The 24,660-nt window shown below is 68.1% G+C and carries 21 protein-coding genes and 1 tRNA gene; 11 read left to right on the forward strand and 11 right to left on the reverse strand.

Translation table 11 applies throughout. The features are described from left to right. The first annotated feature begins 14 nt into the window (after window positions 1-14). Together C6A86_RS04060 and C6A86_RS04065 are read left to right on the forward strand one after the other, a co-directional pair. On the forward strand, window positions 15-593 hold the full coding sequence (locus C6A86_RS04060) for an Mce protein (RefSeq protein ID WP_105365576.1): 579 nt from the start codon (window positions 15-17) through the stop codon (window positions 591-593). Then, entirely contained in the window at window positions 593-1,369 is a 777-nt protein-coding gene (locus C6A86_RS04065; protein WP_105365575.1) for a mannan-binding family protein, read from the forward strand. The genes C6A86_RS04060 and C6A86_RS04065 overlap by 1 nt, the downstream gene beginning before the upstream one ends. Before the next feature lie 135 nt (window positions 1,370-1,504). Here C6A86_RS04065 and C6A86_RS04070 read toward each other — a convergent pair whose 3' ends face one another. Further along, a complete protein-coding gene (locus C6A86_RS04070; protein ID WP_057166479.1) occupies window positions 1,505-1,996 on the reverse strand; it encodes a YajQ family cyclic di-GMP-binding protein in 492 nt (163 codons plus the stop codon). 76 nt (window positions 1,997-2,072) lie between these two features. On the opposite strand from C6A86_RS04070, the gene C6A86_RS04075 reads away from it, so the two are divergent. The 3 genes from C6A86_RS04075 (at window position 2,073) to C6A86_RS04085 (ending at window position 3,785) form a co-directional block, all read left to right on the forward strand. Then, window positions 2,073-2,155, forward strand: a tRNA-Tyr gene (locus C6A86_RS04075). A 163-nt stretch (window positions 2,156-2,318) separates the two neighbouring features. Then, a complete protein-coding gene (locus C6A86_RS04080) occupies window positions 2,319-2,777 on the forward strand; it encodes a helix-turn-helix domain-containing protein (RefSeq protein WP_233213193.1) in 459 nt (152 codons plus the stop codon). An 18-nt stretch (window positions 2,778-2,795) separates the two neighbouring features. Next, window positions 2,796-3,785 (forward strand): PIN domain-containing protein, encoded by a 990-nt coding sequence (locus C6A86_RS04085; protein WP_311101033.1) that lies wholly within the window; start codon window positions 2,796-2,798, stop codon window positions 3,783-3,785. A gap of 198 nt (window positions 3,786-3,983) precedes the next feature. Here C6A86_RS04085 and C6A86_RS04090 read toward each other — a convergent pair whose 3' ends face one another. Together C6A86_RS04090 and C6A86_RS04095 are read right to left on the reverse strand one after the other, a co-directional pair. Next, the gene (locus C6A86_RS04090) at window positions 3,984-4,877 is read right to left on the reverse strand and encodes a hypothetical protein (protein WP_158263313.1); all 894 of its coding nucleotides are present in this window, start codon (window positions 4,875-4,877) and stop codon (window positions 3,984-3,986) included. Then, complete coding sequence (locus tag C6A86_RS04095; RefSeq protein WP_105365225.1) at window positions 4,874-6,676, reverse strand: Ig-like domain-containing protein; 1,803 nt, start codon at window positions 6,674-6,676, stop codon at window positions 4,874-4,876. The genes C6A86_RS04090 and C6A86_RS04095 overlap by 4 nt, the downstream gene beginning before the upstream one ends. Before the next feature lie 820 nt (window positions 6,677-7,496). On the opposite strand from C6A86_RS04095, the gene C6A86_RS04100 reads away from it, so the two are divergent. Then, window positions 7,497-8,864 (forward strand): PE-PPE domain-containing protein, encoded by a 1,368-nt coding sequence (locus tag C6A86_RS04100; RefSeq protein WP_158263314.1) that lies wholly within the window; start codon window positions 7,497-7,499, stop codon window positions 8,862-8,864. A gap of 58 nt (window positions 8,865-8,922) precedes the next feature. On the opposite strand, the gene C6A86_RS04105 is transcribed toward C6A86_RS04100, so the two are convergent. Both C6A86_RS04105 and C6A86_RS04110 read right to left on the reverse strand, forming a co-directional pair. After that, window positions 8,923-9,690 carry a cutinase family protein gene (locus tag C6A86_RS04105; protein WP_105365227.1) on the reverse strand — a complete coding sequence of 256 codons (768 nt, stop codon included), beginning with the start codon at window positions 9,688-9,690 and terminating at the stop codon, window positions 8,923-8,925. 171 nt (window positions 9,691-9,861) lie between these two features. Then, the gene (locus C6A86_RS04110; RefSeq protein ID WP_396835257.1) at window positions 9,862-10,251 is read right to left on the reverse strand and encodes a DUF6319 family protein; all 390 of its coding nucleotides are present in this window, start codon (window positions 10,249-10,251) and stop codon (window positions 9,862-9,864) included. A gap of 182 nt (window positions 10,252-10,433) precedes the next feature. On the opposite strand from C6A86_RS04110, the gene C6A86_RS04115 reads away from it, so the two are divergent. Together C6A86_RS04115 and C6A86_RS04120 are read left to right on the forward strand one after the other, a co-directional pair. Next, window positions 10,434-11,864 carry a serine/threonine-protein kinase gene (locus C6A86_RS04115; RefSeq protein WP_105365228.1) on the forward strand — a complete coding sequence of 477 codons (1,431 nt, stop codon included), beginning with the start codon at window positions 10,434-10,436 and terminating at the stop codon, window positions 11,862-11,864. 240 nt (window positions 11,865-12,104) lie between these two features. Beyond that, entirely contained in the window at window positions 12,105-12,470 is a 366-nt protein-coding gene (locus C6A86_RS04120; RefSeq protein ID WP_105365229.1) for a PASTA domain-containing protein, read from the forward strand. A gap of 19 nt (window positions 12,471-12,489) precedes the next feature. Here C6A86_RS04120 and C6A86_RS04125 read toward each other — a convergent pair whose 3' ends face one another. From C6A86_RS04125 to C6A86_RS04145, 5 genes are all read right to left on the reverse strand, one after another. Beyond that, complete coding sequence (locus C6A86_RS04125) at window positions 12,490-14,454, reverse strand: acyltransferase family protein (RefSeq protein WP_105365230.1); 1,965 nt, start codon at window positions 14,452-14,454, stop codon at window positions 12,490-12,492. A 105-nt stretch (window positions 14,455-14,559) separates the two neighbouring features. Then, window positions 14,560-14,874 carry a hypothetical protein gene (locus C6A86_RS04130; RefSeq protein ID WP_142407053.1) on the reverse strand — a complete coding sequence of 105 codons (315 nt, stop codon included), beginning with the start codon at window positions 14,872-14,874 and terminating at the stop codon, window positions 14,560-14,562. Window positions 14,875-14,949: 75 nt separating this feature from the next. Next, a complete protein-coding gene (locus tag C6A86_RS04135) occupies window positions 14,950-16,035 on the reverse strand; it encodes a GGDEF domain-containing protein (RefSeq protein WP_105365232.1) in 1,086 nt (361 codons plus the stop codon). A gap of 31 nt (window positions 16,036-16,066) precedes the next feature. Continuing rightward, window positions 16,067-16,540 (reverse strand): TspO/MBR family protein, encoded by a 474-nt coding sequence (locus tag C6A86_RS04140; RefSeq protein ID WP_105365233.1) that lies wholly within the window; start codon window positions 16,538-16,540, stop codon window positions 16,067-16,069. A gap of 70 nt (window positions 16,541-16,610) precedes the next feature. Continuing rightward, window positions 16,611-18,974 carry a lysylphosphatidylglycerol synthase transmembrane domain-containing protein gene (locus tag C6A86_RS04145; RefSeq protein ID WP_105365234.1) on the reverse strand — a complete coding sequence of 788 codons (2,364 nt, stop codon included), beginning with the start codon at window positions 18,972-18,974 and terminating at the stop codon, window positions 16,611-16,613. A gap of 138 nt (window positions 18,975-19,112) precedes the next feature. Between C6A86_RS04145 and C6A86_RS04150 the strand changes: the two genes are divergently transcribed. Together C6A86_RS04150 and C6A86_RS04155 are read left to right on the forward strand one after the other, a co-directional pair. After that, window positions 19,113-20,504: a DUF4407 domain-containing protein gene (locus C6A86_RS04150; protein WP_105365235.1), complete on the forward strand. Its 1,392-nt coding sequence runs from the start codon at window positions 19,113-19,115 to the stop codon at window positions 20,502-20,504. An 86-nt stretch (window positions 20,505-20,590) separates the two neighbouring features. After that, a complete protein-coding gene (locus tag C6A86_RS04155; protein ID WP_105365236.1) occupies window positions 20,591-22,345 on the forward strand; it encodes a bifunctional serine/threonine-protein kinase/transporter substrate-binding domain-containing protein in 1,755 nt (584 codons plus the stop codon). 247 nt (window positions 22,346-22,592) lie between these two features. Here C6A86_RS04155 and C6A86_RS04160 read toward each other — a convergent pair whose 3' ends face one another. After that, complete coding sequence (locus C6A86_RS04160; protein WP_105365237.1) at window positions 22,593-23,450, reverse strand: NYN domain-containing protein; 858 nt, start codon at window positions 23,448-23,450, stop codon at window positions 22,593-22,595. 124 nt (window positions 23,451-23,574) lie between these two features. On the opposite strand from C6A86_RS04160, the gene C6A86_RS04165 reads away from it, so the two are divergent. Beyond that, window positions 23,575-24,660 (forward strand): fatty acid desaturase, encoded by a 1,086-nt coding sequence (locus tag C6A86_RS04165; protein WP_105365238.1) that lies wholly within the window; start codon window positions 23,575-23,577, stop codon window positions 24,658-24,660.

The following is a 24,660-nucleotide window of genomic DNA, read 5'->3' on the forward strand; positions in this document are numbered from 1 at the left end:
CAACTGTGACAGTGATGACCGACGACAAGACCGAAGACGCTCAGCCCACGGCCGAGGACGTCAGCGACGATGCCGAGGCGGCCGTGCCCGCATCTGCGGAACCGCGGGCGCTTGCCCGGCGCCGACGCGCCGTCACCGCGTCCGTTCTCGCGGTCTTCGTTGTGCTGGTGTCGGTTTCGGGCTTTCTGGGCTGGCGGCTCTGGCAGCACCAGCAGCTGACCGAGGCCGGGCAGCAGGCGCGTGACGCGGCGGTGTCGTATGCGCAGGTGCTCACGAGCATCGACTCCGACAAGGTCGACGAGAACTTCGACCAGGTGCTCGCGGGCGCCACCGGAGAGTTCAAGGACATGTACTCGGAGTCCAGCGTGCGGTTGCGGCAGTTGCTGATCGACAACAAGGCCACCGCACACGGTGTCGTGGTCGAGTCGGCCGTCCAGTCGACGGCCAAGGACAGGGTCGTGGTGCTGCTGTTCGTCGACCAGTCGGTGTCGAATGCCAGCGTGCCGGATCCGCGGCTCGATCGCAGCCGCATCAAGATGACCATGGAAAAGGTCGACGGGCAGTGGCGCGCGGCCACAGTCGAGTTGCCCTGATGCGGGGCCTGGCCGGCGTGCTCGGCGCGGCGGTCCTCGCGGCCGTCACCGCTCCCGTGGCGGCGGCGTCGCCGGCGATATTCTGCGATGAGCTGGCCGGCCAGTGGAACGGTCAGTACTGCCATACCTCGGTGGCCTCGGAGCGTAATGCGCTGCGCGATATCAAGATCGCCGTGCCGGGAGAGCTCATCGACGACCCCGTCGCCGGGCCGGTGCTGCGCGGATACCTGACCACGCTGGTGGACAACTGGACCCGAGTCGGGCGCTCGATGGCGGCGAACAGCTTCGGCGAGGCCAACTATCAGGTGTTCCGCCACGGCGACACGGTCTCGGTGGTGTTCCGGGAGACATATCACGCCGACGGACCCGACTTCAACAATGCCTACCGCACCTTCACCTTCGGCGAAGGCAGACAGCTGCAGCTTGCGGATCTGACCAAGCCCGGAGTCGACCCGCCGACGGCCATCGAACCGCTGGCGCGGCCGTTCGTCGAGCAGGCGCTGAATCAGGCTGCGCCGCAACATCAGCCGGGCAGCTACCCGTTCCAGCCCGAGCGCTGGACACCGGACAAGGTGTACTCCGGCGGCTACCGGGCGTGGGCGCTGACACCCGACGAGCTCATCCTCTACATGCCGGACTACCCGGTGGCCCGGGACAGCCCGACCGATTTCACACCCGGCGTCATGCAATGGTCGATGGACGGCGGCACCGTGCAGGCGCGCATCCCGCTGTCGGCGCTGAGCCCGATCCTGCGGCCCGAATACGGCGGGAGCTAGCTCGGGGGAGGGCTCCCGGCCCCTAGGGGCGAGATCGACCTCAGGGTCGTGTTTCGGTGCCGTATGGCACGAATCCACAGCCGTCAGGTCGATCTCGTCCCTAGCACGGCCACCGGGGTGCCGCCCCAGCGTCCGCTACCGGTAGTTGACGAACTGCAGCGCGACCTCAAGGTCGGCGCCGCGCAGCAGGGCCTGCACGGCCTGCAGGTCGTCCCGCTTCTTCGAGCTGACCCGGATCTCCTCGCCCTGGATCTGCGCCTTGACGCCCTTGGGGCCCTCGTCGCGGATAAGTTTGGTGATCTTCTTGGCGTTCTCGCTGTCGATGCCCTGCTTGATGCTGCCGATGACCTTGTAGGTCTTGCCTGAGGGCTGCGGTTCGCCCGCGTCGAACGCCTTCATCGAGATGTCGCGGCGGATCAGCTTCTCCTTGAACACGTCGACGGCGGCCTTCACCCGCTCCTCGGTGGAGGAGACGAGAATGATGCCCTCCTCGCCCTGCCACTCGATGGTGGTGTCGGTGCCGCGGAAGTCGAACCGGGTGGACAACTCCTTGGCTGCCTGGTTGAGCGCGTTGTCGACCTCTTGCCGGTCTGCCTTGCTGACGACGTCAAAGCTTGAATCCGCCACTGGAGCCTCCTCATGGTGCTGGCCGTTTTCGTCTTCAGTACATCCTCGTTGTACCCTGCTACTCGCACCAAATTCCGGCAGGTTGCCCGAGCGGCCAATGGGAGCGGACTGTAAATCCGTCGGCTTACGCCTACACAGGTTCGAATCCTGTACCTGCCACACCGGTCAGGCCCCCTCATCGAGGGGGCCTGACGTGTTTATACCGACGGCGTTGGCACGGATTGTCACAAGGTGCGAGGAACTCTGCGCCGATCAGTTGTCGATGCCACGACCCGTGGGGCACCCTAGTGCGCTTTCGTTTCTTTCGATTTACCATGGTGGTGTGACTGCGACGACTGAGCACACTGTCTTTCCAGCCGACACCGACCGGGGTCTCGCTGCGCTGCTCGTCACCCTGCAAACAGCGGCGCCGTTGGCTATCGAAACGACCGATGGCCAGTCGTTTCCCCTGTCGCCTGAACTGCGTGATGTGTTGATTCATGCAGCCCATGCGCTAGTGGAAGGCCAAGCGGTCACTCTCGAGCCGCAAAGGGTCGTCTTGTCGACGCAGGAAGCCGCCGATCTCCTCGGGGTGTCTCGACCGACTCTGGTGAAACTTCTCGAAGCGGGCGAGATTCCCTACGCGCAGCCGGGCCGGCACCGCCGGGTGCAGCTCACGGACCTTCTGGCCTATCAGCAGCAGATTCGCCATCAGCGGCGCGGCACGCTCGACACGATGAACGCTGAGGCCGGCGACGATGATATCTATGGCCGCCTCGGCGAGTTCGGTGAGACGCGCTGACCCGTGTCACGAATCCGGGTGTTTCTTGATGCCTGCGTCCTTGTGCCCTACCAACTTGCGGACCTTCTACTGCGCATCGCCGACGCTGAACTGTTCGAACCGCTGTGGTCAGACGAACTGCTTGCCGAGGTCGAACGCAATGTCGTCAAGCTCGGGATCGAGCCCAACAAGGCTGCCCGTCGGATCGCGCAGATGGCGTCAGCATTCCCCAACGCGACGGTGACCGGGTTCGAGCATCTTGTATCCGCGATGACCAACGATCCCAAGGACCGTCACGTTGCGGCCGCAGCTGTTCGGGGTGGGGCCGCGCTCATTGTCACGGCGAACACTCGCGACTTTCCGCCGGAAGCGTTGGCGCGGTACGACATTGAGGTCGTTCATCCTGACGACTTCCTTCAAGACCAACTTGATCTCGCCGAGGCCGCCGTTCTGGCCTGTCTTCAGCAGCATCGTGCGGCCTACACCCGGCCGCAGTTCACCGTCACCGAGTATTACCTCGGTCTCGAGCGGACGGTGCCCGTCTTCGCCCGCTCGGCGATGCATGCTGAGGTGCGTCAGAGCGGTCACCAGGCTGGCGATCCACTGCCATTGGAGATCCGCGCAGAAGATGAGGTCTTGAAAGCGTTCTTCCCGCGTGGCGGACCGACTCCTGACGAGCCACGCGGAGCGGCATTCATGTGGTGCCAGGCGCTCAGTAACAGGCCTGAATTCCTGACGGCGCTGCACAACCTCACCCTGGACCCGTCGATGTGGGGTGACTTCAATCAGGCTGAAGAGATTCTGCGTGGCCACGGCATGACTCAGTTCGTCGAGCGGTGCCCTGGCGACCGTGACATCGCGTACGTCAAGTTCGTGCCTAACGTCCAGCGGGCGGCTGTTGCGTTCGCAGCGGCCCCGATTGATGACGTGAAGATCCTGACGCTTGTCCGATGCACTGACGAACTCTGGCGGGTTTGGGGATTGAGCCCGAGTCGCTTTCCGTCCGCGGCTGAAGTTCGGGGGCAGTGACTTCGGCTCTGTCGCGCCTCACCGTCGCCGACGGATCAGCGTGCCGTCGTGATCCGTCGGCTTACGCCTACACAGGTTCGAATCCTGTACCTGCCACACCGGTCAGGCCCCCTCATCGAGGGGGCCTGACGTGTTTTTCCGGCACCACGGATCGCTATCCGAAGGTGACCGCGAGCCGCTCCGAGATCTTGGTGGCGATCACGCGACCGTGGCCACGAAGACCCGATTGATGATGTAGCTCACCGACCCCGAGGCATCCAGGGACACGGTGACGAAATCCGTTCCGCCACCGTTGGCCTTGATCGAGAAGCCGGACGCCCGTCCCGGAAGATTCAGCGTCACGTAGCGGTTGGCGGTATTCACGATGGTGATGTTGACGCTGGTGCCGTCCACATCGGTCGGAAGGTAGATGACTCCGTCCGGTCCGACCTGCGCAGCGTTGCTGATCAAACCGGGCGCCGGAACGATCAGATAGTCCCCGTTGGCGCGCAGCACCGTGATGTAGCTGAGGTTCCTGTCGACGCGCGTGGAGATCACCACCGTGCCGTCACCGGTGATCGTGGGTTCTCCCCACGCGGAGCCGATCGTCGAGGCGGTCAAGGTGTTCTGCCCGGGGCGCAACACGACGATCTGGCTGTATTGCTCTCCCGTGGGCGCGGCTTCGCCAACGGTGAAGGCGACCGTGCCATTGCTGCCGATCCGGGGGTCGATGCTGATGCCGTTGGGGTTGGTCACGATGATCGGTGCTTGACCCGGCCTGAACACCGCAATCGTCATCCCGTTGTTGCCCCACATCGAGGCCACGGTGCCGTCGGGCCCGATGGCCGGCCGGATCCGGTAGATCTGGTTGGTCGTCCTCGTGAGTGATTCGACGGTTCCATTCGGACGCATGATCGTCACCGTCACGTCGGTGACGAATGCGTTCGCCGGCCCCGCGTAGGTGTGGAACGCCACCGTGCCGTCGGCGCCGGCGACCACGCTGGAGACCAGCGTGCCGACGACGGTCGAGACCCGGTCGGGAGATCCCGGACGCAGCACGGTGACGGTTGTCGTGATGAGGTCGTCTACCGTTCCGCTGCCCGTGGTCGTCACGTACGCGACCGTGCCGCCACCGCCGGTGACCACCTGTACGAGAGTGCCCGCGGCGGTGTTCGCCACGGCCTGTTCGCCTGGCGCCAGACCCAGAGCGTCGTCGTCGATGCCGCTCGGGCCGCGAAGCCCGTGATGCCCACCGTCGTGAAGACGATGGTGCCGTCGTCGGCGACGGTGACGGCCCCCTGCAGGGCTGCGGGCAGATCGAGGTACTCGGCGGCGGCTCCCGGTCGGAGCACGCCGATGGTCGCGCCCCCCGAGGCGTTGGTCGCGGCCAACGCGATGGTGCCGTCCGCCCCGATGGCTGCCTGGTCCTGGGTGACGCCCGCGATGGTCAGAACCTCACTTCGCTGGCCGTCGCGAATGATCGTGACCGTCGTCTGCGTGTCATCGGGGGCGCCGCCACCGGTCGCCGCCGTCAGGACGAAGACACCGGCACCGGTCAGGGTGGGTCCGCCGACGGGAGCTCCGGCCACCGTCCATGCCACCGGCGACGCGCCGGGTCGCAGCGTGGTCACCGTGAATTCGGTGATGGTGGGAGTGCCCGCCGCATAGACCACCGTCGTCACGTGGACGGTGCCGTCGCCGGCGATGAGCGGCGCGCCGTAATACACGACACCCGCCGCGGTCGCCGTGACCGGTGGCCGTCCGGGGCCCTGCACGAGGATCTGTGTGGTGAACGGGTCTTCCGGCGTGCCCGATCCGAACCGTTGGGTGATCGCCACGGTCCCGCCGGGCCCGACGATGGTGCGCGGGTTCGTCCAGCCCGGTGGTACGGCGACAGGAATGGTCTCGGTCACCCCGGCGATACCGCCGATGAGTTGGACCGTGACGACGCGCCTGGCGACGTGTCCCGTCCCGAACAGGAGCCCGGCCAGGCCGTGAATGTGCAACCCCTTGTCGGCCGCCGACACCGTGAAGCTGTCCGTCAGGGCATCGGTGCCGTTCCAGCCCGCCGGCGCGACATAGGTGAACGTGCCGGCGCCGTCGACCGTGACGGTGCCACCCTGCGCGGTCACCGGTGTCACCGAGAAGGTGAGCGGGTCGCCGTCCGGGTCGGTGCCGACGATGGTGCCGGTGATGACGTCGTCGACCTGCTCGACGTCGACAGGTGCGGCGGCCAGACGTGGCGCGCGATTGAAGAAGGTCCGGTGCAGCTCCTGGCGTGTCCACGCGAGTAGCGCCCACAGTGTGGTCGGCGCAGGCGTGCGCGGACCGGCCGGCCCCAGCAGCGCGCTGACGATCGAATCGAAGATGCGCACCGGCGCGGCCAGCAGCACCTGTAGTGGACGCGGGCCCGGGCCGGCATCAATGGTGGTGACGGTGCGCAGGGTGGGTGCGGCGGGTGCGGCCTCGGGCGCGGTGGCCGCCGGGATGTCCTGCGGGTCTGGCGCCGCCGTCGCAGACGCGACGCCCGCGCGAGCCGGTGCGATGTCCGCCGCGTCGGCGGGCTCCTGCTCCGTCACCCGCGAGGTGCGGGTAGACGACCCCGTCGCCTGCGGGCGACCCATGCCGGCCACGGATCTCGTCGTCATGACCGACAGGGACTTCTTGGCGTCCGCGTCGTCCTCGTCGGCAGGCTCCCGGTCCGGTTGTGGGCCCGCCGCGTCATCCCCGGTGGACGGCGTGCCGGGTGTGTCGGAGTCGCCGCCGCCTGCGCCGTCGTCGCTCGAAGTGGTCGAGCCACCGCTGTCGGACGGATCGGCGAGCGCGATGCCCGGTGCCCATACGATGCCCGCTCCCACCCCGAGAGCGACCGCCAATGCCCCGACGCGCCCGACGTACCGTGCGTGATCCATGCAAATCCCATCCGTTGAGGCGGTGGGATTGCTGGTGTCACCGCCTGCTGAGTGTGCGGCATCGCGACGGTGGGCGCGGCACTAACGGGATAATTAATTGTCGCGGGCGTCGACCCCCGCACTGTCCTGCGCAAATATTGCGTCCGTCGTCGGGGAGCGAGGTGCTGCGTCGGTCTGGTCGGCCGGGGGCCAAATCACCCGCAGTGGTGCTGTGAGACGTTGCTGCAATAGCCGGTGGACGCACTATCCGCTCGGTGCGTTCGCGCACCGGACGGCGCGCCGGAGGGTGGCCCGCGCACGGAGTAGGGCAGAGGCCGTCCGTCGTTCGGGTGAATTTTTCGGGGTCCGGTGCCACCCGTATGCGGGTGCAGCAACGGAGGACCCGGGGCGGGGGCGCTCGTGCGTCCGCTCGACGGCCGCGCCGGCCCCGCTAACTCAACCGTCAATATCGTCGGCAGCGGCTGGCAACGGCCGGTCCGCGCCGGGTCTGTGCGCCCGCACCGCGGTGAGCTCAGCATCTACCCCGCGGAGCGCGGAATTGATCAACGGTGCGAGCGAACGCTTCTCGAACATCACTGCGCGGCGCGCCCGCAACCGGGCCGGCCGCGGTCTGCCCGCGCTGCGCGGCCGGTGCGCGCCGCCGCGGCAGCGAACGTGATGCCGCGATTTGGGCAAATTTACTTGCCGGGAACATCAGCAGTACATGACGTAGGGTCACACCGAAAATGCCTGGCTGAATGGGTATGGCGTCGCGGGGGAACGCGAATCATCAACCCGTCTGGTCCCTTTCAGCGACGACAGAGCCCGAAGAGGAGCCGCCGTGAGTGCACGTCATCGCGCCAAGAAACACAGCCGAGCAGCGAGGGTCGTCGCGGTGCCCGCCGTGGCGGCGTTGCTCGCCGCCGGGATCGTCGATCAGCCGGTGAGCCGGCCGGTGCCGACCGTGGTGCAGCAGCAGCACCGGGTCGTCTCCGCCCAGGACGTCGCGTTGGCCGCGCTCGCGCTGTTCGCGGTGCCGGGTGCGGGGGTCCAGTTCCCGCCGGGCGCGCTCGACACCCAGGACGGCGGTGTCTGGCGCCGTATCCAGGACCTCACGGTGCTCAACGATCCGACGCGCTATCCGGGAACCGTCACGGCGGCGTCGGTCGACGCGGGCGCCACCTGGCTGACCGAGCTGATCCTGGCGCGGGATCCGTCGACCATCGTCAGCGGGATCAATACCGGGTCCTTCGGCGGCCGCGTCGCCGCCGAGGCGCTGACCCGGGTGGCGGCCACCGGCTACGACATGTCCAGCGTGTTCGGGGTCTTCTACGGTGACTCCAACACCCCCGGCACCGGCATCTTCGCCCGCTACGGACCGGACGAGCCGACCTTCGGATCCGATGTCCTCGGCGGTGCCATCCAGCTGCCGGACGGGACCTATCTACGGGTCAATCGCGAGTACGACCCGATCGCCTATTTCCCCAAGTACCTGTTCAATCCGATGAGCTGGATTCAGCTGGCGGCCGGATTCATCTTCGAGCATTCCCGGCTGGAGAACTTCGATTTCGAGGATCCCGAAAATATCGTCACCGTCGACGGCAATGTCGTCACGGTGCGGGTGAACAGCCCGGTGATGCCGCTGCTCATGCCGCTGAAGATCCTCGGTGTACCGACCCGGATCATCGACGCGTTCCAGGCGATCCTGCAGCCGATGGTCGAGAGCACCGGCATGTACGAGACCGGCAAGGTCGGGTTCCTGCCGTCCCCGCAGAAAATTTTCCAGCAGCTGCAGGCCGTCGCCGCGGGATTCGAGAAGGCAAGCCAGATCCTCGCGGGCAACTACCCCGACCCCGAGGAGCCCGGCGAACCGCCCGTCGTCACCGCGCCGGATACGACGACCGAGATCATCGACGCCATGGAGGATCGCGACGAGGAGCTCAACGGCGCGCCCACGCTGAACGCCCGGGTCGCGACGGCGCAGGTTCAGGTCGACGAACCGGAAGCCGTCGACGAGTTGGCGGCGGCCGCCGCCCTTGAGGGTGTCGAAGAAGAGGTGGACGAGGCACCCGTCCGGCGGGCGCGCCTGACCTCTCCGCGGTCGGCGAAGGTCTCCCCGCGGTCCGTCGCGGTCGCCGGTACGTCCTCGCCATCGGCATCGTCTCCCAAGCCGTCCGCCGACAGCGACACGGGTACCGACTCCGAGTAGCAGTGCACGCAGAAATCAGGCCCCCTCGCACGAGGGGGCCTGATTCATGTCGCCGGGATCAACCGATCTGCGCGGCCGCCTGCACGACTGGTGCGGCGGGGGCCGGGACACCCAGTCGGCCGGCCACGAAGTCCGCTGCCTGCACGGCCATCCCGTTGCTCTTGTAGGAGCTGTGTGCGGACCGGTCCAGCCCACCCGGGTAGCAGATCGGATCTCCGACGGCGCACAGCTGCAGGGTCTTGCCTGCGTACAGATCGCCGATGGCGATCGGCGGGGCGCCGCGATCGGCGACGTTGAGGACCCAGTTGTTGGGGGTGCCGAACAGGACGACGGCCGACACATGGGATGCCACCGACGCGGGCATCGGACCGGCCAGTCCGGCGGGCAGGACGAATCCGGCGGGCACGCTGCTGCTGGTGCTGTAGCCGGCGACAGCCGCGCCCTGCGAGTAACCGCCCAGCACGATCTCGGTGTTGGGGCAGTCAGCAGCGATCTGCTGAATCTTGTTGGTGGCGTCCGCAATACCGTCGACGGCCCGCCCGAAGTCCAGTGAGGCGGGGTAGTTCACCCCGTACACGCTGACCGACTGGCCCGGCAGCCGCGCACTGAGCGCATCCACGAACGACTGGCCGGTGGCGCCCACACCGGGTCCCTCGAAGGTGCCGCGGGCGAACACCACCGCGACATCCACACAGGAATCGTCGGCGGCGTTGGCGGTCGCGGCCGGGCCGGCAAACAGGCCGGCGGCGACAGCGAATGCCGCCATCGCGGCGAAGATGGCCGACCGTGCGGCCTTGATGCCCCAGCTCTGTGACGATGTGCTCATGAGGTTCCCCGTTCCGAAATCCGCGGTGCCATCGCTTCGGTGCAGAGGTGGCAGTTACCTGCTACAAGCCCGGATGGCCGGGCGGGATTCCGGCGATGCGCAGTGATCCATCTCACCGCCGGGCGGGGAATGGCCTGCGCGTGCCGGGGGGTTGTACCCCGATCTTCGCCGTCAGTCCAGGTCGGCGAGCACCTTGCGGGCGGCCTCGAGTTCGGCTTCGAGCGCAGAGACCTTGGCGGCCTGCTGAATTCGCGCCTCTTCGATGATCGAATCGATCGGCGTGGCGAGATCGTCGTGCAGTTCCCTGGCCGCGCGGGACACGGCGGCGGCTGCGACGGCGAGGTCACGAGCCAGGTAACTGGCGCCCTGTTTGAGTTCGGCCCGCCACTCGCCGTCGGCGGTGCCGGTCACGGTCAGCACCAGCTCGATCGTCTTGGCCTTCCTGCCGGCCGTCTTCCTGGCCGCCGGCTTCTTGGGTGCCTCGTCGACGGGCGGTTGCGCAGCATCGTCGGAGGTGGTGGGCAACGTCTCGGCAACCGGAGTGGTCAGTGTCATCGTCACGGCGAACTCCTTCGTCATCATCGCCCGCACGGCGCGGGCTCGCGGTTCGGTGGTCATTAGAACACACGTTCGACGGTTCGGGCAGGTTCTGGGCCGGCGTGTAGCCTGCACGGGAAGCAATTGGCTTGTACCGGTGTGACTTCGGTCGCGGCGGGGTGGCCGCGAAGGGGTGAACGGCAGGCATGGGCTACCCGAGTGTGGGGACCCGGTTCGGGCCGTACGAGCTGCGGTCGGTGATCGGTATCGGCGGGATGGGCGAGGTGTATCGCGCCTACGACACCCGGCGTGAGCGGATGGTGGCGCTCAAGGTATTGCGCACCGATGTGGCGGCGGATCCGAGCTTTCAGGCCCGTTTCCGGCGGGAGTCGCGCATCGCGGCCCGGTTGCAGGAGCCGCACGTCATCCCGGTGCATGACTACGGCGATATCGGCGGTGTGCTCTTCATCGACATGCGCTTGGTGGAGGGGCCCAGCCTGCGTGAGCTGGTGCGGGTCAACGGGGTGCTCTCGCCGGCTCGTGCGGTCGCGATCATCGCGCAGATCGCTGCGGCACTGGACGCCGCGCACGCCGTCGGCCTGGTGCATCGTGACATCAAGCCGGAGAACGTGCTGCTCACCCATGACGATTTCGCCTACCTGGTGGACTTCGGCATCGCCTACGGCGGCGGTGAGGCGACCGTGACGAAGACCGGGCTGGTCATCGGTTCGTGCGCGTACATGTCTCCCGAACGGCTCAACGGCACGCCCGGTGGCCCGGCCTCGGATGTGTACTCGCTGACGTGTCTGCTCTTCGAGTGTCTGACCGGCCGCGCGCCGTTCGAGGCCGACGACATCCGGCAGGTGATGAGCGCGCACATGTTCGCGCCGCCGCCTCGGCCGAGTGTCGAGCGCCACGGGATCAGCCCCGCGTTCGACGATGTCATCGCCCGGGGGATGGCGAAGAATCCCGCCGATCGGTACGGCGCGGCGGGTGAACTCGCCCGCGCTGCGGCCGCGGCGCGGCACGGTCCGCCGGCACGCCAGACACCGCCGCCGACCCGGCAACTGCAGGCTGCTGCGCCCACCCCCTACGTCCCGCACCCGCCGGCCCCGGCCGGGAAGGCCCGCTTCGGCCGTTCGCAGACGGGGCTGCTGCTGGGGGCGATCGGCACGCTCGCGGTGGCCGCGGGGCTGGCCGCGGCGATCGTGTTCACCGGTGGCGACGGCTCGCGGTCGCAGCGCCCGCTGGCGGTGCCGCCGTCATCCTCCGCGCCGCCCTCGACCACGACGACCAGCGCCACCGCCCTGGCCGGCGTGTCGGGCGCCGACGAGCAGGGCTTCGTCGGCCACGCGGCGCGCTGCGAGGCCGGGGATGCGCTGGTGGCCGCGATCCGAACCGCGTCCTCGTTGGCGGTCATCTGCGACGGGTCGTCGGGCGGCTACTACTACCACGGCGAACGGTTGCGGGACGGCGCCAACGTGCGGTTGGCGAACGCTGTCCCCGCCGACGGGGGATTCGATGCGGTCAACCCGGCGGACGGCGCCCGATACGAGGTCCGCCCGGACACGCTGACCATCCTGAGCAATGGGCGCGTGGATTCGGCCGAGCGGGCGCTGGAGTACGGGTCGCGGTAGTTTCTGTGAGCCCGCTGCGAGGTCGCTGTATTGCGTGACAGCGGTTAGCCAGAATCCTCACAGCGCGTCGCACTGGTATGTACAGGTCCGGGGATGTGACGCTGTGCGAATCGTCGGCCCTACAGCGCGGTAGCCGCGACAGACCAAGCCTACAACGGTGAACGTCGCTCAGCGTCAGATTGTTTCGACCCCACTGGCATGGCCCCGGTTACCGCGGGCAACGACATCTAGGGACACACCATGTTGAAGAAACGCTCCTTCGCCATCGGCGCGGCAACTTTGCTGCTGCCGGCCGTCATCGGCTTCGCCGCGCCGGCTCAGGCCGCGGCCGGTTTCGTGATGCCCAGCCTCGACGGGATGAACCTGCAGGAAGCCGAGGACGCGGTGACCGCGGCGGCGAACGGCATTCCGCTGCAAATGCATTCACACAACATCAAGGGTATGAAGCAGAAGCAGCTGAGCCTGGCCGACTGGCTGGTATGCGACCAGTCACCCGCGGCCGGTGAGAAGATCACCAGCGCAGCGGATGTCGACTTCGGCGTGGTGCGCGAATACGACGCGGCCCGCAACACCTGGGACGATATGGTCGCCAACGCCTGCTCGTAGCCCGGATCTGGCGCCGAGGTCACCACCACCCGGTGGCGTCGGCGAGCTGGCGGCCCAGCTCCTCGGCCATCGAGCGTACGTACGTCCCCGACAGGTGATGCGCGTCGTGATAGATCAGCACATTGCCCTCCACGGCCCGGCAGATGTTCGGCCGGCACACCGCGTCGCTGAGATCGAGTAGCTGCAGCATCGGAAAGTCGGCCGCGTAATCCAGCGTCGGATTGCGCTCTTGCAGCGCCTCGTCGCGAGCCAGCCCACAGGTGTCGGCGTCATCGCCGGCCGCAAGACAGTCGACGGGGGAGAAGAACCGGCCCTCGCGCAACATCCACGGGGTGTCCCGGATCCCCAGCATGGCAATGCCGTTGTCCGACAACTCCTCCCAGATACCGGGGTAGTAGTCCGGCACGTAATCGCCGGGGCCGTCGAGCACCGGCCGCGTCGTCGTGAAGAACACGTAGTCGGGACGGTCGGCGATGATCTGCGCCATCGCATTATCCGACCAGGTGCGGCACGACGGATACGGCGTGAACGGTCCGGCGATGATCGGCACTTCCGCGGTGGTCAGCGGGCAGCCCATCTTCAGGTAGGTGATCACCCGGAAGCCGTGCTCGCGGCCCAGGGTGTGCAGCGCGCTCAGCCAGTGCTCGGAGTGCGAGCCGCCGGCCAGCGCGATCGTCCTGGCGGCGTGCGGGTCGCCGTACACACAGGTGACCACCTCCTCGCCGCCGAAGTCGGCCAGGCATCTGTCGATGGTGGTCGGCGGGACGTCATCGGGCGCCTCGAGCCCGGTCGGGCGGACCGGGAGCCGGGGGGTCTTGCGGTTCTCGAGCACCGCCCGCGCGCCCGGATAGTCACGCATCGACAGGGCGGTCAGCTCCGAGCCGCTGTCCCGGACCCGCTGGACGTGGTCACCCCATCCCACCGAGGCCACCGCCAGCGCCGCCACCAGACATGCGGTCACGCTGCCGGTCAGCAGCGGATGCCAGGACGGCCACCACCGGGTGTCGACGCAGCGCCACGTCAGGAACGCCGCCACCGCGGCCACCGCCAGGATCGCCGCGGACTCGCCGACGCCCACGGTGTCGTTGTTGGTGTGCGCCATCCAGAAGATCAGCAGCGGCCAGTGCCACAGGTAGAGCGCGAACGCCCACCCGGCGTACGGCACGGTTCCGGTTTCCCTGCCGCCCACGATGATCAGCACCGTGGCCAGTACCGGCACCAGGGCCCACGGCCCCGGGTAGTCGGCCAACCCGTCGGCCAGAAATCCCGACACCACGATCGCGAGCACCCCGGCCACCACGGCCGGCCGGGTCAGCCACCGCGGCCACGGCACGCGCCCGACCGCGAAGGCGGCGAGCACACCGGCCAGCACCTCCCAGGCCCGGGTGAAGCTGCTGTAGTAGGCGACGGTTTGATCGTCGGCGTTCTGCACGATCGCCCACACCAGCGAAGCGAGGGCGGCCGCGGCGAGCACCGGGACCAGGGCGGCTCGCCGACGGATCAACCACGTCAGTAACAGGACCGCCAGCACCACCTGCGCGGCCACCGACACCGCCCACAGATGCTGCAGCGGGGTGACGGTCTCGCCGGCCTGCACGTAGTCGCCCGCGGTCGTCGCCAGCAGCCAGTTCTGATAAAAGCCCAGGTTGGCCAGGGTCTGCTCGGCAAACGACTCCCAGCGAGTCTGCGGCTGCACCGCCAGCGTCAACCCGGCGCACACCGTCAGCGTCAGGACCAGCGCCGGGAACACCCGCCGGGCCCACCACCAGATCTGGGCCGGGACAGCGGGTTTGCGCAGCGCCCGGATGCCCACGTAGTAGCCCGCCAGCACCAGCAGAACGTCGACACCGCCGCTGACCCGTCCCCACCAGAAATGGCCGAGGACGACGAGAGTGACGGCGACCGTTGCGATGATGTCCAGGTCGCGCCGGGACTGCCGTGCGACCGGCGCAACAGTGACCGGGGTGTGCTGTGTTGTCTGCAAGATGGAGGGTCCTGGCCTGTCGCCGGCCCGAACCCAGGCACGCGCGTATTCGCCGCACCGAGCATAACCGGGCTCGGTGCGCCCCGAACTACGAGCGGGGTGGTGCTAGCACTTACCCGGTCGGTTGACCGCGACCGCCGTGTACGACTTCGCACTGATACTGACGCCGGGCTTGGGTGCCTGCAGACAGACCTCCCACATGGAAGGGGCGGCAACCGCGCCGGATGCCGCCAGCGCGTTGTTGATGATGTCCAGCCAGGGCCCTTCTGCGCCCACCGTCTCCTCGTAGAGAGCCTCGGCGTCGGCCAGATTCATGCCCTCCAGGGACGGCATCTCCCAGGTCGTCGCGGCCGCCGCGGTCGGGGCGGCGACGATGGACATCAGAAGCGTTGCGGCACCGGCCACTACAAACGTTTTCACTGTGGGAACTCCCTGGGTTGTGTCGTGCCACGATAGATGACCTATCTCCGTGGATCGGCGGGTATGGCCGTTTTGTTACGGCGGCGCGACGGCCAGCCGGTTTCCGCCGTCACGTTTGGCCGCGTACATCGCGGTATCGGCCAGATGCAGCAGCCGGTCGAAATCGGCGGCGCTGTCCAGGTGCCCGCAGACCACGCCGACGCTGGCCGTCACCGCGGGCGGCCCGGCGGCGGCCACCGCGCCGCGCAGGCGCTCGCCCAGTTCGGCCGCTTCTGCGGCCGGCAACCGGTCGATGACGACGAACTCCTCGCCGCCGGTCCGCGCCAGGAACGCCCGCCGACCCAGCACGTCGCGCAGTTGGTGGGCCGTTCGCACCAGCACCCGGTCGCCGACGACGTGGCCGTGCCGGTCGTTGATCGCCTTGAACTTGTCGAGATCGATGACGAGGACACACACGGCCGGCAGCGGATCGGCCGATGCGGTCAGGCGCGACACGTAGTCCTGCAGCCCGCGCCGGTTGGCCAGCGATGTCAGTTCATCGACGAGCGACTCCACCGAACTGTTCCGGATGAGCCAGAAGCCGAACTGGGCGAAGGGCAGGATGCCGACCGTGACCAGCAGTGACACCAGGCCCTTACAGACGGCGAGAATCACCGCGTGCGGTTCTCCGGAGGCTCCCAGCCACACCGCCACCGCCAGGACGGTGACCGTGACGACCACCAGATGCACCGCCGCGGCGCGCGGGCCGTGGAAGAACACGATGTAGATCCCGGTCACCGCGAACAACGAGGTGGTGGCCATGGCGGACATCGGGTCGCCGTGCGTCGCGCATGCCAGGGCGATGCCGACATCGGTGAGGATGAACAGGATGATCGATGTGCGTGGCGACGGCCACGGGAAGAACAACCAGTAGATCGGCCACGCGAACGCGGCGACGGTCAGGACCGCGACCACGGCGCGCGACACCGCCACCGGCTCCGTCAGCTCGGTGAACTGCACCAGCACCAGCGCGATACCCATCGCGACGCCGCCCAGAGCGACCAGCCTCCGCAGCGGCTTCAGGTAGCCGCGTGGTTGCAGGAAGTTCAGCACCCAGTAGTGGTCGACGGGGTCGTTCCACCACTGGGTGAACGTGCTTCTGGCAGGGATGGAACCGGTCATGACGAACCGCGCTGCGCCGTGAGGACCGCGCTCAGCGTCGATTGAGCACCCAGATATGGGTGGACAGCGCGGTGGCAAATGCGCACCACAGCGGGTACAGGCCCATCGGCGCAGCCTTGACCCCACGCACCGCGGCGGCGCGGCGGGTCAGGTCGGCGCTGCTCGCGGTCAGCAGTCCGGCGGCGACGGCAGACGCGCCGAGCTGGCGCCGGTTGAAGAACAACCACGACCAACTGCCGTTGAGGATGAGGTTGACTACCAGGGAGCGGATGTAGGTGCGCCGTACCTCCGGCGGAGCGTCATCGAGGGTCTGGGCCGACACCACGGCGATATCGGTGTAGAGCGATGTCCAGGCGATCGGGAACGCGACCGATGGCGGCTGATAGCTCGGCTTGCGCAGGGTGGCGTACCAGTCCGACTCCACGGCCGGTTTGCTGGCGAGACTGCCGACGGCGGCGGTGGCGGCGACCGCCAGCGCGGTCGGGACGAACGTGCGGATCTGCACAGGAGCGCTCCAGAATCGTCAGGGTGTCGAGGGTCACTCTCCAGTATCCAGACGCCGGCGCCGGCAAACGTCAGATCATGTCGTTTCGGGTCAGCCAGCGCATCACCGGCCAGCCGACGAACACCGGCAACCAGCAGGTCAGCACCCGGTACAGCAGCACCGAGGGCACCGCGACCGCCGCGGGCACACCGAACGCGGCCAGGCCACCGATCAGCGCGGCCTCCACCGCGCCGACACCGCCGGGGGTGGGCGCGGCCGAGGCCAGGGTGCCACCGATCATCGTCACCACCGTCACCGTGACGAACGAGGTGTCCCCGCCGAACGCCTCGATGCTCGCCCACAACGCGAGTGCGGAGCCCAGAGTCGTTCCGGCGGCGCCCAGGACGATCAGCGCCAGCCGTTTGGGCTCCCGGGACAGCTCCCACAGGTCGGTCTTGACCTCTTGCAGCCTCGGGCGCACCGCCGAGGACAGCCAGTGCCGCAGCTTGGGCACCGCCAGGAACGCACCGACCAGGCCGAGCGCGACACCGGCCACCAGGTACAGCACGGTGGCGCTCGGCACGAAATGCTGCAGGTTCGCCGAGGTACCCGCGACGGCGGTGAACAGGATGAGCAGCGTCACGTGCACCAGCACCTGCACGCTCTGCTGCAACGTGACGGCCGCGGTGGCGCGCATGGTGCTCAGCCCGCCCTTCTGCAGCACCCGGGTGCTCAGCGCGAGACCGCCCACGCCGGCCGGGGTGGTGGTCGCGGCGAAGGTGTTGGCCACCTGCATGATCGCCAGGTGGCGGAAGCGCACCAGTCCATCGGCGCACGCCCACAACGCACCCGCGGCACCGAGGTAGCGCAACGCCGAGACCGCCAGGCCGAGCAACGCCCACCACCAGTTGGCGTTGCTCAGCTCGTCGAAGAAGGCGGGCACCGTGCTGATGAACGGGTAGGCCACGTAGACCAGCGCGACCAACAGCACCAGCTGGATGAGTTGCACCCGGGTGAACCGGGTGATGGTCTCGGTGGTGATCTTGTCGGCGCCGGTCTGATGCTGGACCTGTTCGCGGGCCGCGGAGATGACGGCCTTGGCGTCGGTCACCGACTCGCGAATCCTTGCGGGCACCGCGGTTTTGGTGAGTCGCCGTGACGCCGTCAGCACGGTGTCGCGGCCGAACGCGTCGATCGCCGCGGACACTGCCGAGGCCGGGTCGTACATCGCCGAGGTGGTCACCAACAGCTGGGCGATATCGGATTGCAACTGGGCGTCGGTGGCGCCGTATTCGGCATTGTCGAATCCGCCGAACTGCACCTTCCCGTCGTGCACCGTGATTTCACCGCAGCACAGATCGCCGTGCGAGATCTGGCTCTGATGCAGCGTGTGCAGCGCCTGCCAGACATCGGCCACCGGAGCCGCGTGCGCGCTCAGCGGCGTTCCGCGAGCGGGCTTGCGGGCATACAGCGTCCAGCCGCGGTCCAGTGCGCTCACCGTCACCGACGAGATGTTGGACAACCCCAGATCGTCGATGGCGATGGCCATCAGCGCGCGGTGCTCGACGGCGCGACGCATCGAGGCCTGCAGCGGTGCCGTCTCATCGGTACGCAACCGGAACTTGCGCCACAACTGGCTCAGCGCGCCGCCGCTGCGCTGGTTCGGTCCGTACAACTCGACGACGGCGGTGCTGTCGGGGCCGGTCGCGGCGAGCACCAGCGGGCCCGGCCCGGGCGGGCGGATGACCGCCAGCGCCGAGACCACGAAACCGCGCCGGGTCAGCGCCCGCACCGCACCGTCGAGCGGCACTTCCAGGGCCGGCGTGCCGACGACCCACACCACCAGCGCGCCGACGAACCACCCGACGGCCAGGCCCAGCAGTGAGCGGGCCGGGACGACGGCGCTGACGAACAGGTGGATCGGCACGAAGGCCAGCAGCAATGCCCACCAGTACCGGCGCAGCCGCCGCGACAGCCACGGCCCGGACACGGTGAGCACCGCGGCCAGCAGCGCGATCCAGCGGGGGTCGTCGAGGAACTGGGACAGCTGGGTGTCCAGGCGGTCACGCAGATCGAAATGCCACTGCGGGGCGGCGATGCCCCGGCCGCTGATCGACAGCGCCAGCACGGCCAGCACACCGGCCGCGGCGTAGGCGGCCAGCAGCGTCCAGTGCCTGCCGACGACCAGCTGGACGAGGATGATGAACGGCAGCGCCAGGATGGCCACGCCGTAGGCCAGATACACCAGGTTGGACTGGGTCGGGGTGAGCACGCCGATGATCTCGGACACCGACCGCTCCAGGCTCACCCACTCGTTGCGGGTGATCAGTGAACTGGTGATGATGACGCCGAGGAAGGCCGCCGACAGCACCACCCGCAGGATCTCGTTGGTGCGACGGGTGAGCGGTTGCAGCAGGCTGCCGGTGACGCTGATGTCACGACCGTCGACTCGCACGGGGACCAACGTAACCATGCCGGGCCCTTGTACGCGCGAAGCGCAACGTTCGGGGCTGTGAGATGATCCCGGTATTCGCAGCCGGCGTGAGGGATTCCGCATGGCGCACCGCACAGAACCCCACACTTTGGAGCCTCAATGCGTGCCGATCGAATCGTAGAAGTCCTGCTCGCGGCGGTGGCCGCGGTGGTTTTCGCGCTGGCGCTGGCCGCCTCGACGACGTGGCCGACGGTGGCCGTGATCGCGGGCGGCATCGTCGTCGGGGTGCTGGCCGGTGTGGTCGCACGTGCGGTGTCGACCGGGCGCTCGGCGTTACCGGCCCGGCTGGCTGTGGGGGTCGCGGTCGGGTTGGTGCTCGGTGAACTGGCCGCCGTCGTGGTCTTCAGCGGGTCCATCGACGCGGAGCTGGCCGGTCAGGCCTCCCCGCGCACCGAGCTGGCGGCGGCCTCGCTGGAGCAGGCCCGCCAGGCGCGCGCCGGATTGGACGACGCGGTCGTGCTGGCCGAGCAGCGCCGCGATGACGCGCTGGTGGTGGCGCGCTGCGAGGTGAACCCGGCGGCGGACTGCCCGCAGCGCCGGATCACCGGGTTACCCGGTACCGGGCCCGGTGCCCGGACCGCCGACGACTTCCTCGGCGCGGCAGACCGTGCCCTGGACACGGCGATCGCCGAACGGGACAGCCGGGCGGCCGGCCTGGACGCCGAGACGGCGGTGCGGGAGCAGGCGTTGGCGCAGGCCCGCGACGCGGCACTGACCGGCGGTCTGGGTGCCCGCTGGCAGGGGATGAATGCGTACACGCTGGACCATCCGGGTCCGCTCGTGCTGCGCGCCCTGATCGCCGCGTTCTTCGTGCTGTTGACGATCCTGCCGCTGCTGATGAAGCGGTGGCAGGGCGCCACCACCGTGGAGGCCGAGTCCGCGGCCGACACCGCGATCGCGGTGAAGCGGGCCGAGGTGCGCGCACAGGTCGATCAGCTGTGGGCCGAGCAGGAGCTGGCCAGCGCGCGGATGGCGATCGAGGCGCAGAACGAGATCGACGCCGAGCGGCAGCGCCGCCGGGTCGCCGAGGCGCTCGCACCGGTGCAGGCCACCGAGCCGGCGCGGCCCGCACTGCCCGTCGCCGAAGGGAGGGACCCCGAAGCGTCCAAGGAACTGGAGCCGCACCGCGGCGGCGGGGTGCCGCTCATTCCCGACGTCACCAGGGCCGCCGTCCGGTTCATCCGGCCCTTCGTGCCGCCGATCGTCGCCGGAGCGATCGATAACGCCACCAAGCCGATCCGCCAGGTGTTCGAGGAGACCGAGGAGTTCCACTTCACGATGCGCCGCACGCACCGGGTCACGGTGGAATCCGAGGGTGGCGAGGACCCCCAGCAGGTCACGACGGACCGCGCATGGGTGGACCTGTCCCGCCCGCGGATCGAGTCGCGCCGCGGTGTCGTGCTCGACGGATCCGACGAGCAGCGACAGATCGGCGAGCGCGTCGCGCACGGGCGCGAGGACGATTCCCCACGTCAGCTGCCGCCCGCCTAACTGTCCCGTCATGACATTTTTGCCAACTGTGATGTAACTTCGATCGACATATCGCCGCCAGGGGGCCCGCGCCGAGAGGAAAACCGGTGGACGCGACACCTTTCGGTCACTATCGGCTCCAGGAGCTGATCGGCCGGGGCGGGATGGGCGAGGTTTACCGGGCCTACGACACCAAGACCGACCGCGTCGTCGCCCTCAAGGTACTGCCGCCCCAGCTGGCCCAGGACTCCGTGTTCCAGCAACGGTTCCGCCGGGAATCCCAGGCGGCCGCCGGCGTCAACGACCCGCATGTGGTGCCCATCCACGGTTACGGCGAGATCGACGGCCGGCTCTACTTGGACATGCGGCTCATCGAGGGCCGCACCCTGGGCGCGCTGCTCTCCGAGACGCACCGGCCGCTCGATCCGGCGCTCGCGGTGCAGATCATCGAGCAGGTGGCCTCGGCTCTGGATGCCGCGCATCGGCTGGGGCTGATCCACCGCGACGTGAAACCGTCCAACATCCTGCTGACGCGGTCGAACTTCGCCTACCTGATCGACTTCGGATTGGCCCGCACCGCGGGTGAGTCCGGCATGACCACCGCGGGCAGCACGCTGGGCACCCTGGCCTATATGGCGCCGGAGCGTTTCGACGGCGGGTTCGCCGACGCCCGGGCCGACACCTATGCGCTGACGTGCGTGCTCTACGAATGCCTGACCGGCGCGCGGCCCTACCCCGCGGACAGCCTGGAGCAGCAGATCGCCGGGCACATGGTGTCGCCGGCGCCCAAGCCGTCGGAATCCAATGCGCGCCTCGGCGCCTTCGATGAGGTCATCGCGAAGGGCATGGCCAAGAAACCGGAGAAGCGCTACCAGACCGGTGCGGAGCTGGCGGCAGCAGCCAGGCGGGCATTGTCCGCGCCGGTGCGGATCACCGGCTCGGGGCGGCACATGGCGGCGCGCTCCGGCGGGGGACGCCGGCTGCCGCAGCGCGCGCTGGTGATGGCCGGGGTGCTGGTGCTCGTCGGAGCCGGCGCGGTCGGGGCGTGGAAGTGGTGGGATGCGACGTCGACGCAGGATTTCCCCGAGGGTGCGGTTCCGGCCATCGCGGCCGGCGTGCCCGCGGACATCCGCGCGGACGGCACGCTGACCATCGGGGTCAACGTCCCGTACGCCCCCAACGAGTTCACCAACTCCGAGGGCGAAATCGTGGGCTTCGATGTGGACCTGATGAATGCGGTCGCGCGGACGTTGGGGCTGGCCACGGAGTACCGCGAGAGCGAGTTCGACGCCATCATTCCCGCGGTGCAGGACGGCTCACTGGATGTCGGGATGTCGTCGTTCACCGACACCCTCGATCGCCAGAAGCTGGTCGACTTCGTCACCTACTTCGAGGCGGGCACGCTCTGGGCCCAGCAGCGGGACTCCTCGATCGACCCGGCTGCGGCGTGCGGGCTGCGGGTTGGCGTGGCGCACAGCGTGCTTCAGGAAACGGTGGAGATCCCGGCCAAGAGTGACGCCTGCGTGGCGGCCGGGCTGGCGCCGATCGAGAAGGTGGTCTTCGCCCGGCAGGACGATGTGACCGCCGCGTTGATCGCCGGGGAAATAGATGCCATGTCCGCGGACTCACCGGTCACTGGGTTCGCGATCAAGCTCAGCGGCGGGGCGCTGGTGCCGGCCGGTGAGGTGTTCGACTCGGCGCCCTACGGCTGGCCGGTCGCGAAGGGTTCACCGCTGGCGCGTCCCCTGTTGCAGGCGCTCGAGCACCTGATCGAGACGGGCGAGTACAAGACCATCGCGACCATGTGGGGTGTGGAACGCGGGATCATCACCGCACCGCAGATCAACGCGGCCGTGCGGTGAGGCGTCAGCGCTTCTTGTTGTTGAAGACGTTGTCGGTCGTGTTGGTGGACGAATCTCCGCGCTTGTCCGCGCGTTTCTCCTTGAGAGACTTACCGGATTTCTTCGTCATGCTTTGACGCGGAGACTTGTCGGCCATGGTGGCCCCTTCGATGAGGGGGCCTGAGGTGGTCCCTGTTCTTCGACCATACACCCGCGCGGCACGGAGGGGACTGCGCGAATTTTCTTGTGAATTTAGGTTTTTCGTGTCTCAGTCCGCGCTGCGCAGCCGCACCATCCTGGTCGTGGAACTCTCGTCGAGCTCGACGACATCGGTGCGTGAGCGCAGGAAATCACTGAAAGACCGGAATCCCAGCGACTTTTCGCTGAAGGACGGATCCATTCTCTTCATCTGAGCCTTCAACGCCGAGTTGTGCAGCCAGTCGACGTCATCTTTCTCCAGCCCGATCTGCAGCGCGCGGGTCAGCAGCGCGGTCGCCGCGGTCTGCGGGTCGGGCTCCTCCGGTTCGGCCTTCTTGCGCCGGGTGTTCTTCGGCGGCTCGGTGACCGGTTCGGGCTCGAACACCGGCACACCGGGCAGCGCGTCATAGACCACGAATTCATCACACGCGGCGGCCAGTGCGCGGCTGGAGGAGCCGGCGACGCCGATACCCACCACGTAGCGGCCCAGCCGTTTGCAGCGCTGCGCCAGGGCGATGTAGTCGGAATCGCCGGCCACGATCACCACGTGGGTCAGGTCGGGCAGCCGGAACATGTCCTCGACGGCATCGACGGCAAGCCGGATATCGGCGCCGTTCTTGCCGTACGCGGCGGCGGGGAACAGCTGAACCAGGTCCACCGCGCGGCCCACCACCTGCTGGCGGTACCCGGCGTTGACCTCGGCCGACCAGTCGGCGTACGCCCGGGTGAGAACGAGTGTGCCGAACGAGGACGTGAAGTCCAGGATCGCGCCGACGTCGACGGTGGCGCGGGTCAGCTTCTCGGTTTCCAGGCCCTTGGCCTTGTCGCGCTGAAACGAGTTGCGGCCGTTGACCTGGTCGTATCTCGATATGACGATGTTGTCGAAGTCGAGGTAGACCGCGACGCGGGTGGCGGCGGTTTCTGTCATGACTCCAGTCTTGCTCATCGATGTACCGACTTGGCGCAGATCCCGGTCGACGCCTAGGCTGGGAGTGCTCCACAGGTGGTCCGGACCCTTGCCGCCGCCGCCCACAATCGGACCAGGAACTCAGGTGGCAATCAGCGATATCGCGGCGTACGCGAACATGAGTAGTGCCGACGTCGAGGCGTTCGGGGCCGAGCTGGACCGCATCCGCAGTGATGTGGAGGAGTCCCTGGGTGCCAAGGACGCGTCCTACATCCGGCGGACCATCGTCTTCCAGCGGACTCTGGACCTGGCGGCCAGATTGACGATCGCCGGAACCCGCTCCAAGGCCGGGTGGTTGCTCGGCACGTCCGCGCTGGCCTACGCGAAATCCGTTGAGAACATGGAGCTCGGCCACAACATCAGCCATGGCCAGTGGGACTGGATGAACGATCCCGAGATCCACTCGACCAGCTGGGAATGGGATATGGCGGGCGCCTCGTCGCAGTGGCGCTACTCGCACAACTACCGGCATCACGTGTTCAGCAACGTCCTCGGGGTCGACGACGATCTCGGGTTCGGGGTGCTGCGGGTGACCCGCGATCAACCGTGGAAACGCGAGCATCTGTTTCAACCCCTGCGCAACCTGCTGCTCGCCGTCATCTTCGAATGGGGCATCGCACGTCACGGCTATCACTCCGATATGGAGCGCGCCGACACCGAGGACGCCAAAAGTGCGGTGAAACGGACAATGCTGGCCAAGATGGCCCGTCAGGTGGCAAAGGACTACATCATCTGGCCTGCGCTCAGCATGCGCCGGTGGCGGCGGACGCTGGCCGCCAACACCGCGGCCAACCTGCTGCGCAACCTGTGGACCTACGTGGTGATCTTCTGCGGGCATTTCCCCGACGGCGTCCAGCAATTCACCCCGGAGTCCCTGCAGGATGAGACCAGGGCCCAGTGGTACCTGCGCCAGATGCTGGGCGCGGCAAACTTCAAAGCCGGTCCGGTGCTGGCCATTTCGAGCGGAAACCTCTGCTACCAGATCGAGCATCACCTCTTTCCCGACCTGCCCAGCAACCGCTACGCCGAGATCAGCGTGCGGGTGCGAGAACTGTGCGAGAAGTACGACATTGCCTATGTCACCGGGTCGCTGCCCCGGCAATACCTGCAGACGGTGCGGACCAACTTCCGTCTCGCGCTACCCGACCGTCCCGACCCGTCACGGGTGTAG

Origin of the sequence: Mycobacterium sp. ITM-2016-00316, from assembly GCF_002968335.2 — a bacterium.
GTDB lineage: Bacteria > Actinomycetota > Actinomycetes > Mycobacteriales > Mycobacteriaceae > Mycobacterium.

Coding starts and splice junctions, on each gene's coding strand:
- C6A86_RS04095 (WP_105365225.1), bottom strand. CDS start 6,676: ATGGATCACGCACGGTACGTCGGGCGCGTCGGGGCATTGGCGGTCGCT.
- C6A86_RS04150 (WP_105365235.1), top strand. CDS start 19,113: ATGCGTGCCGATCGAATCGTAGAAGTCCTGCTCGCGGCGGTGGCCGCG.
- C6A86_RS04105 (WP_105365227.1), bottom strand. CDS start 9,690: ATGAGCACATCGTCACAGAGCTGGGGCATCAAGGCCGCACGGTCGGCC.
- C6A86_RS04120 (WP_105365229.1), top strand. CDS start 12,105: ATGTTGAAGAAACGCTCCTTCGCCATCGGCGCGGCAACTTTGCTGCTG.
- C6A86_RS04135 (WP_105365232.1), bottom strand. CDS start 16,035: ATGACCGGTTCCATCCCTGCCAGAAGCACGTTCACCCAGTGGTGGAAC.
- C6A86_RS04160 (WP_105365237.1), bottom strand. CDS start 23,450: ATGACAGAAACCGCCGCCACCCGCGTCGCGGTCTACCTCGACTTCGAC.
- C6A86_RS04115 (WP_105365228.1), top strand. CDS start 10,434: ATGGGCTACCCGAGTGTGGGGACCCGGTTCGGGCCGTACGAGCTGCGG.
- C6A86_RS04065 (WP_105365575.1), top strand. CDS start 593: ATGCGGGGCCTGGCCGGCGTGCTCGGCGCGGCGGTCCTCGCGGCCGTC.
- C6A86_RS04060 (WP_105365576.1), top strand. CDS start 15: ATGACCGACGACAAGACCGAAGACGCTCAGCCCACGGCCGAGGACGTC.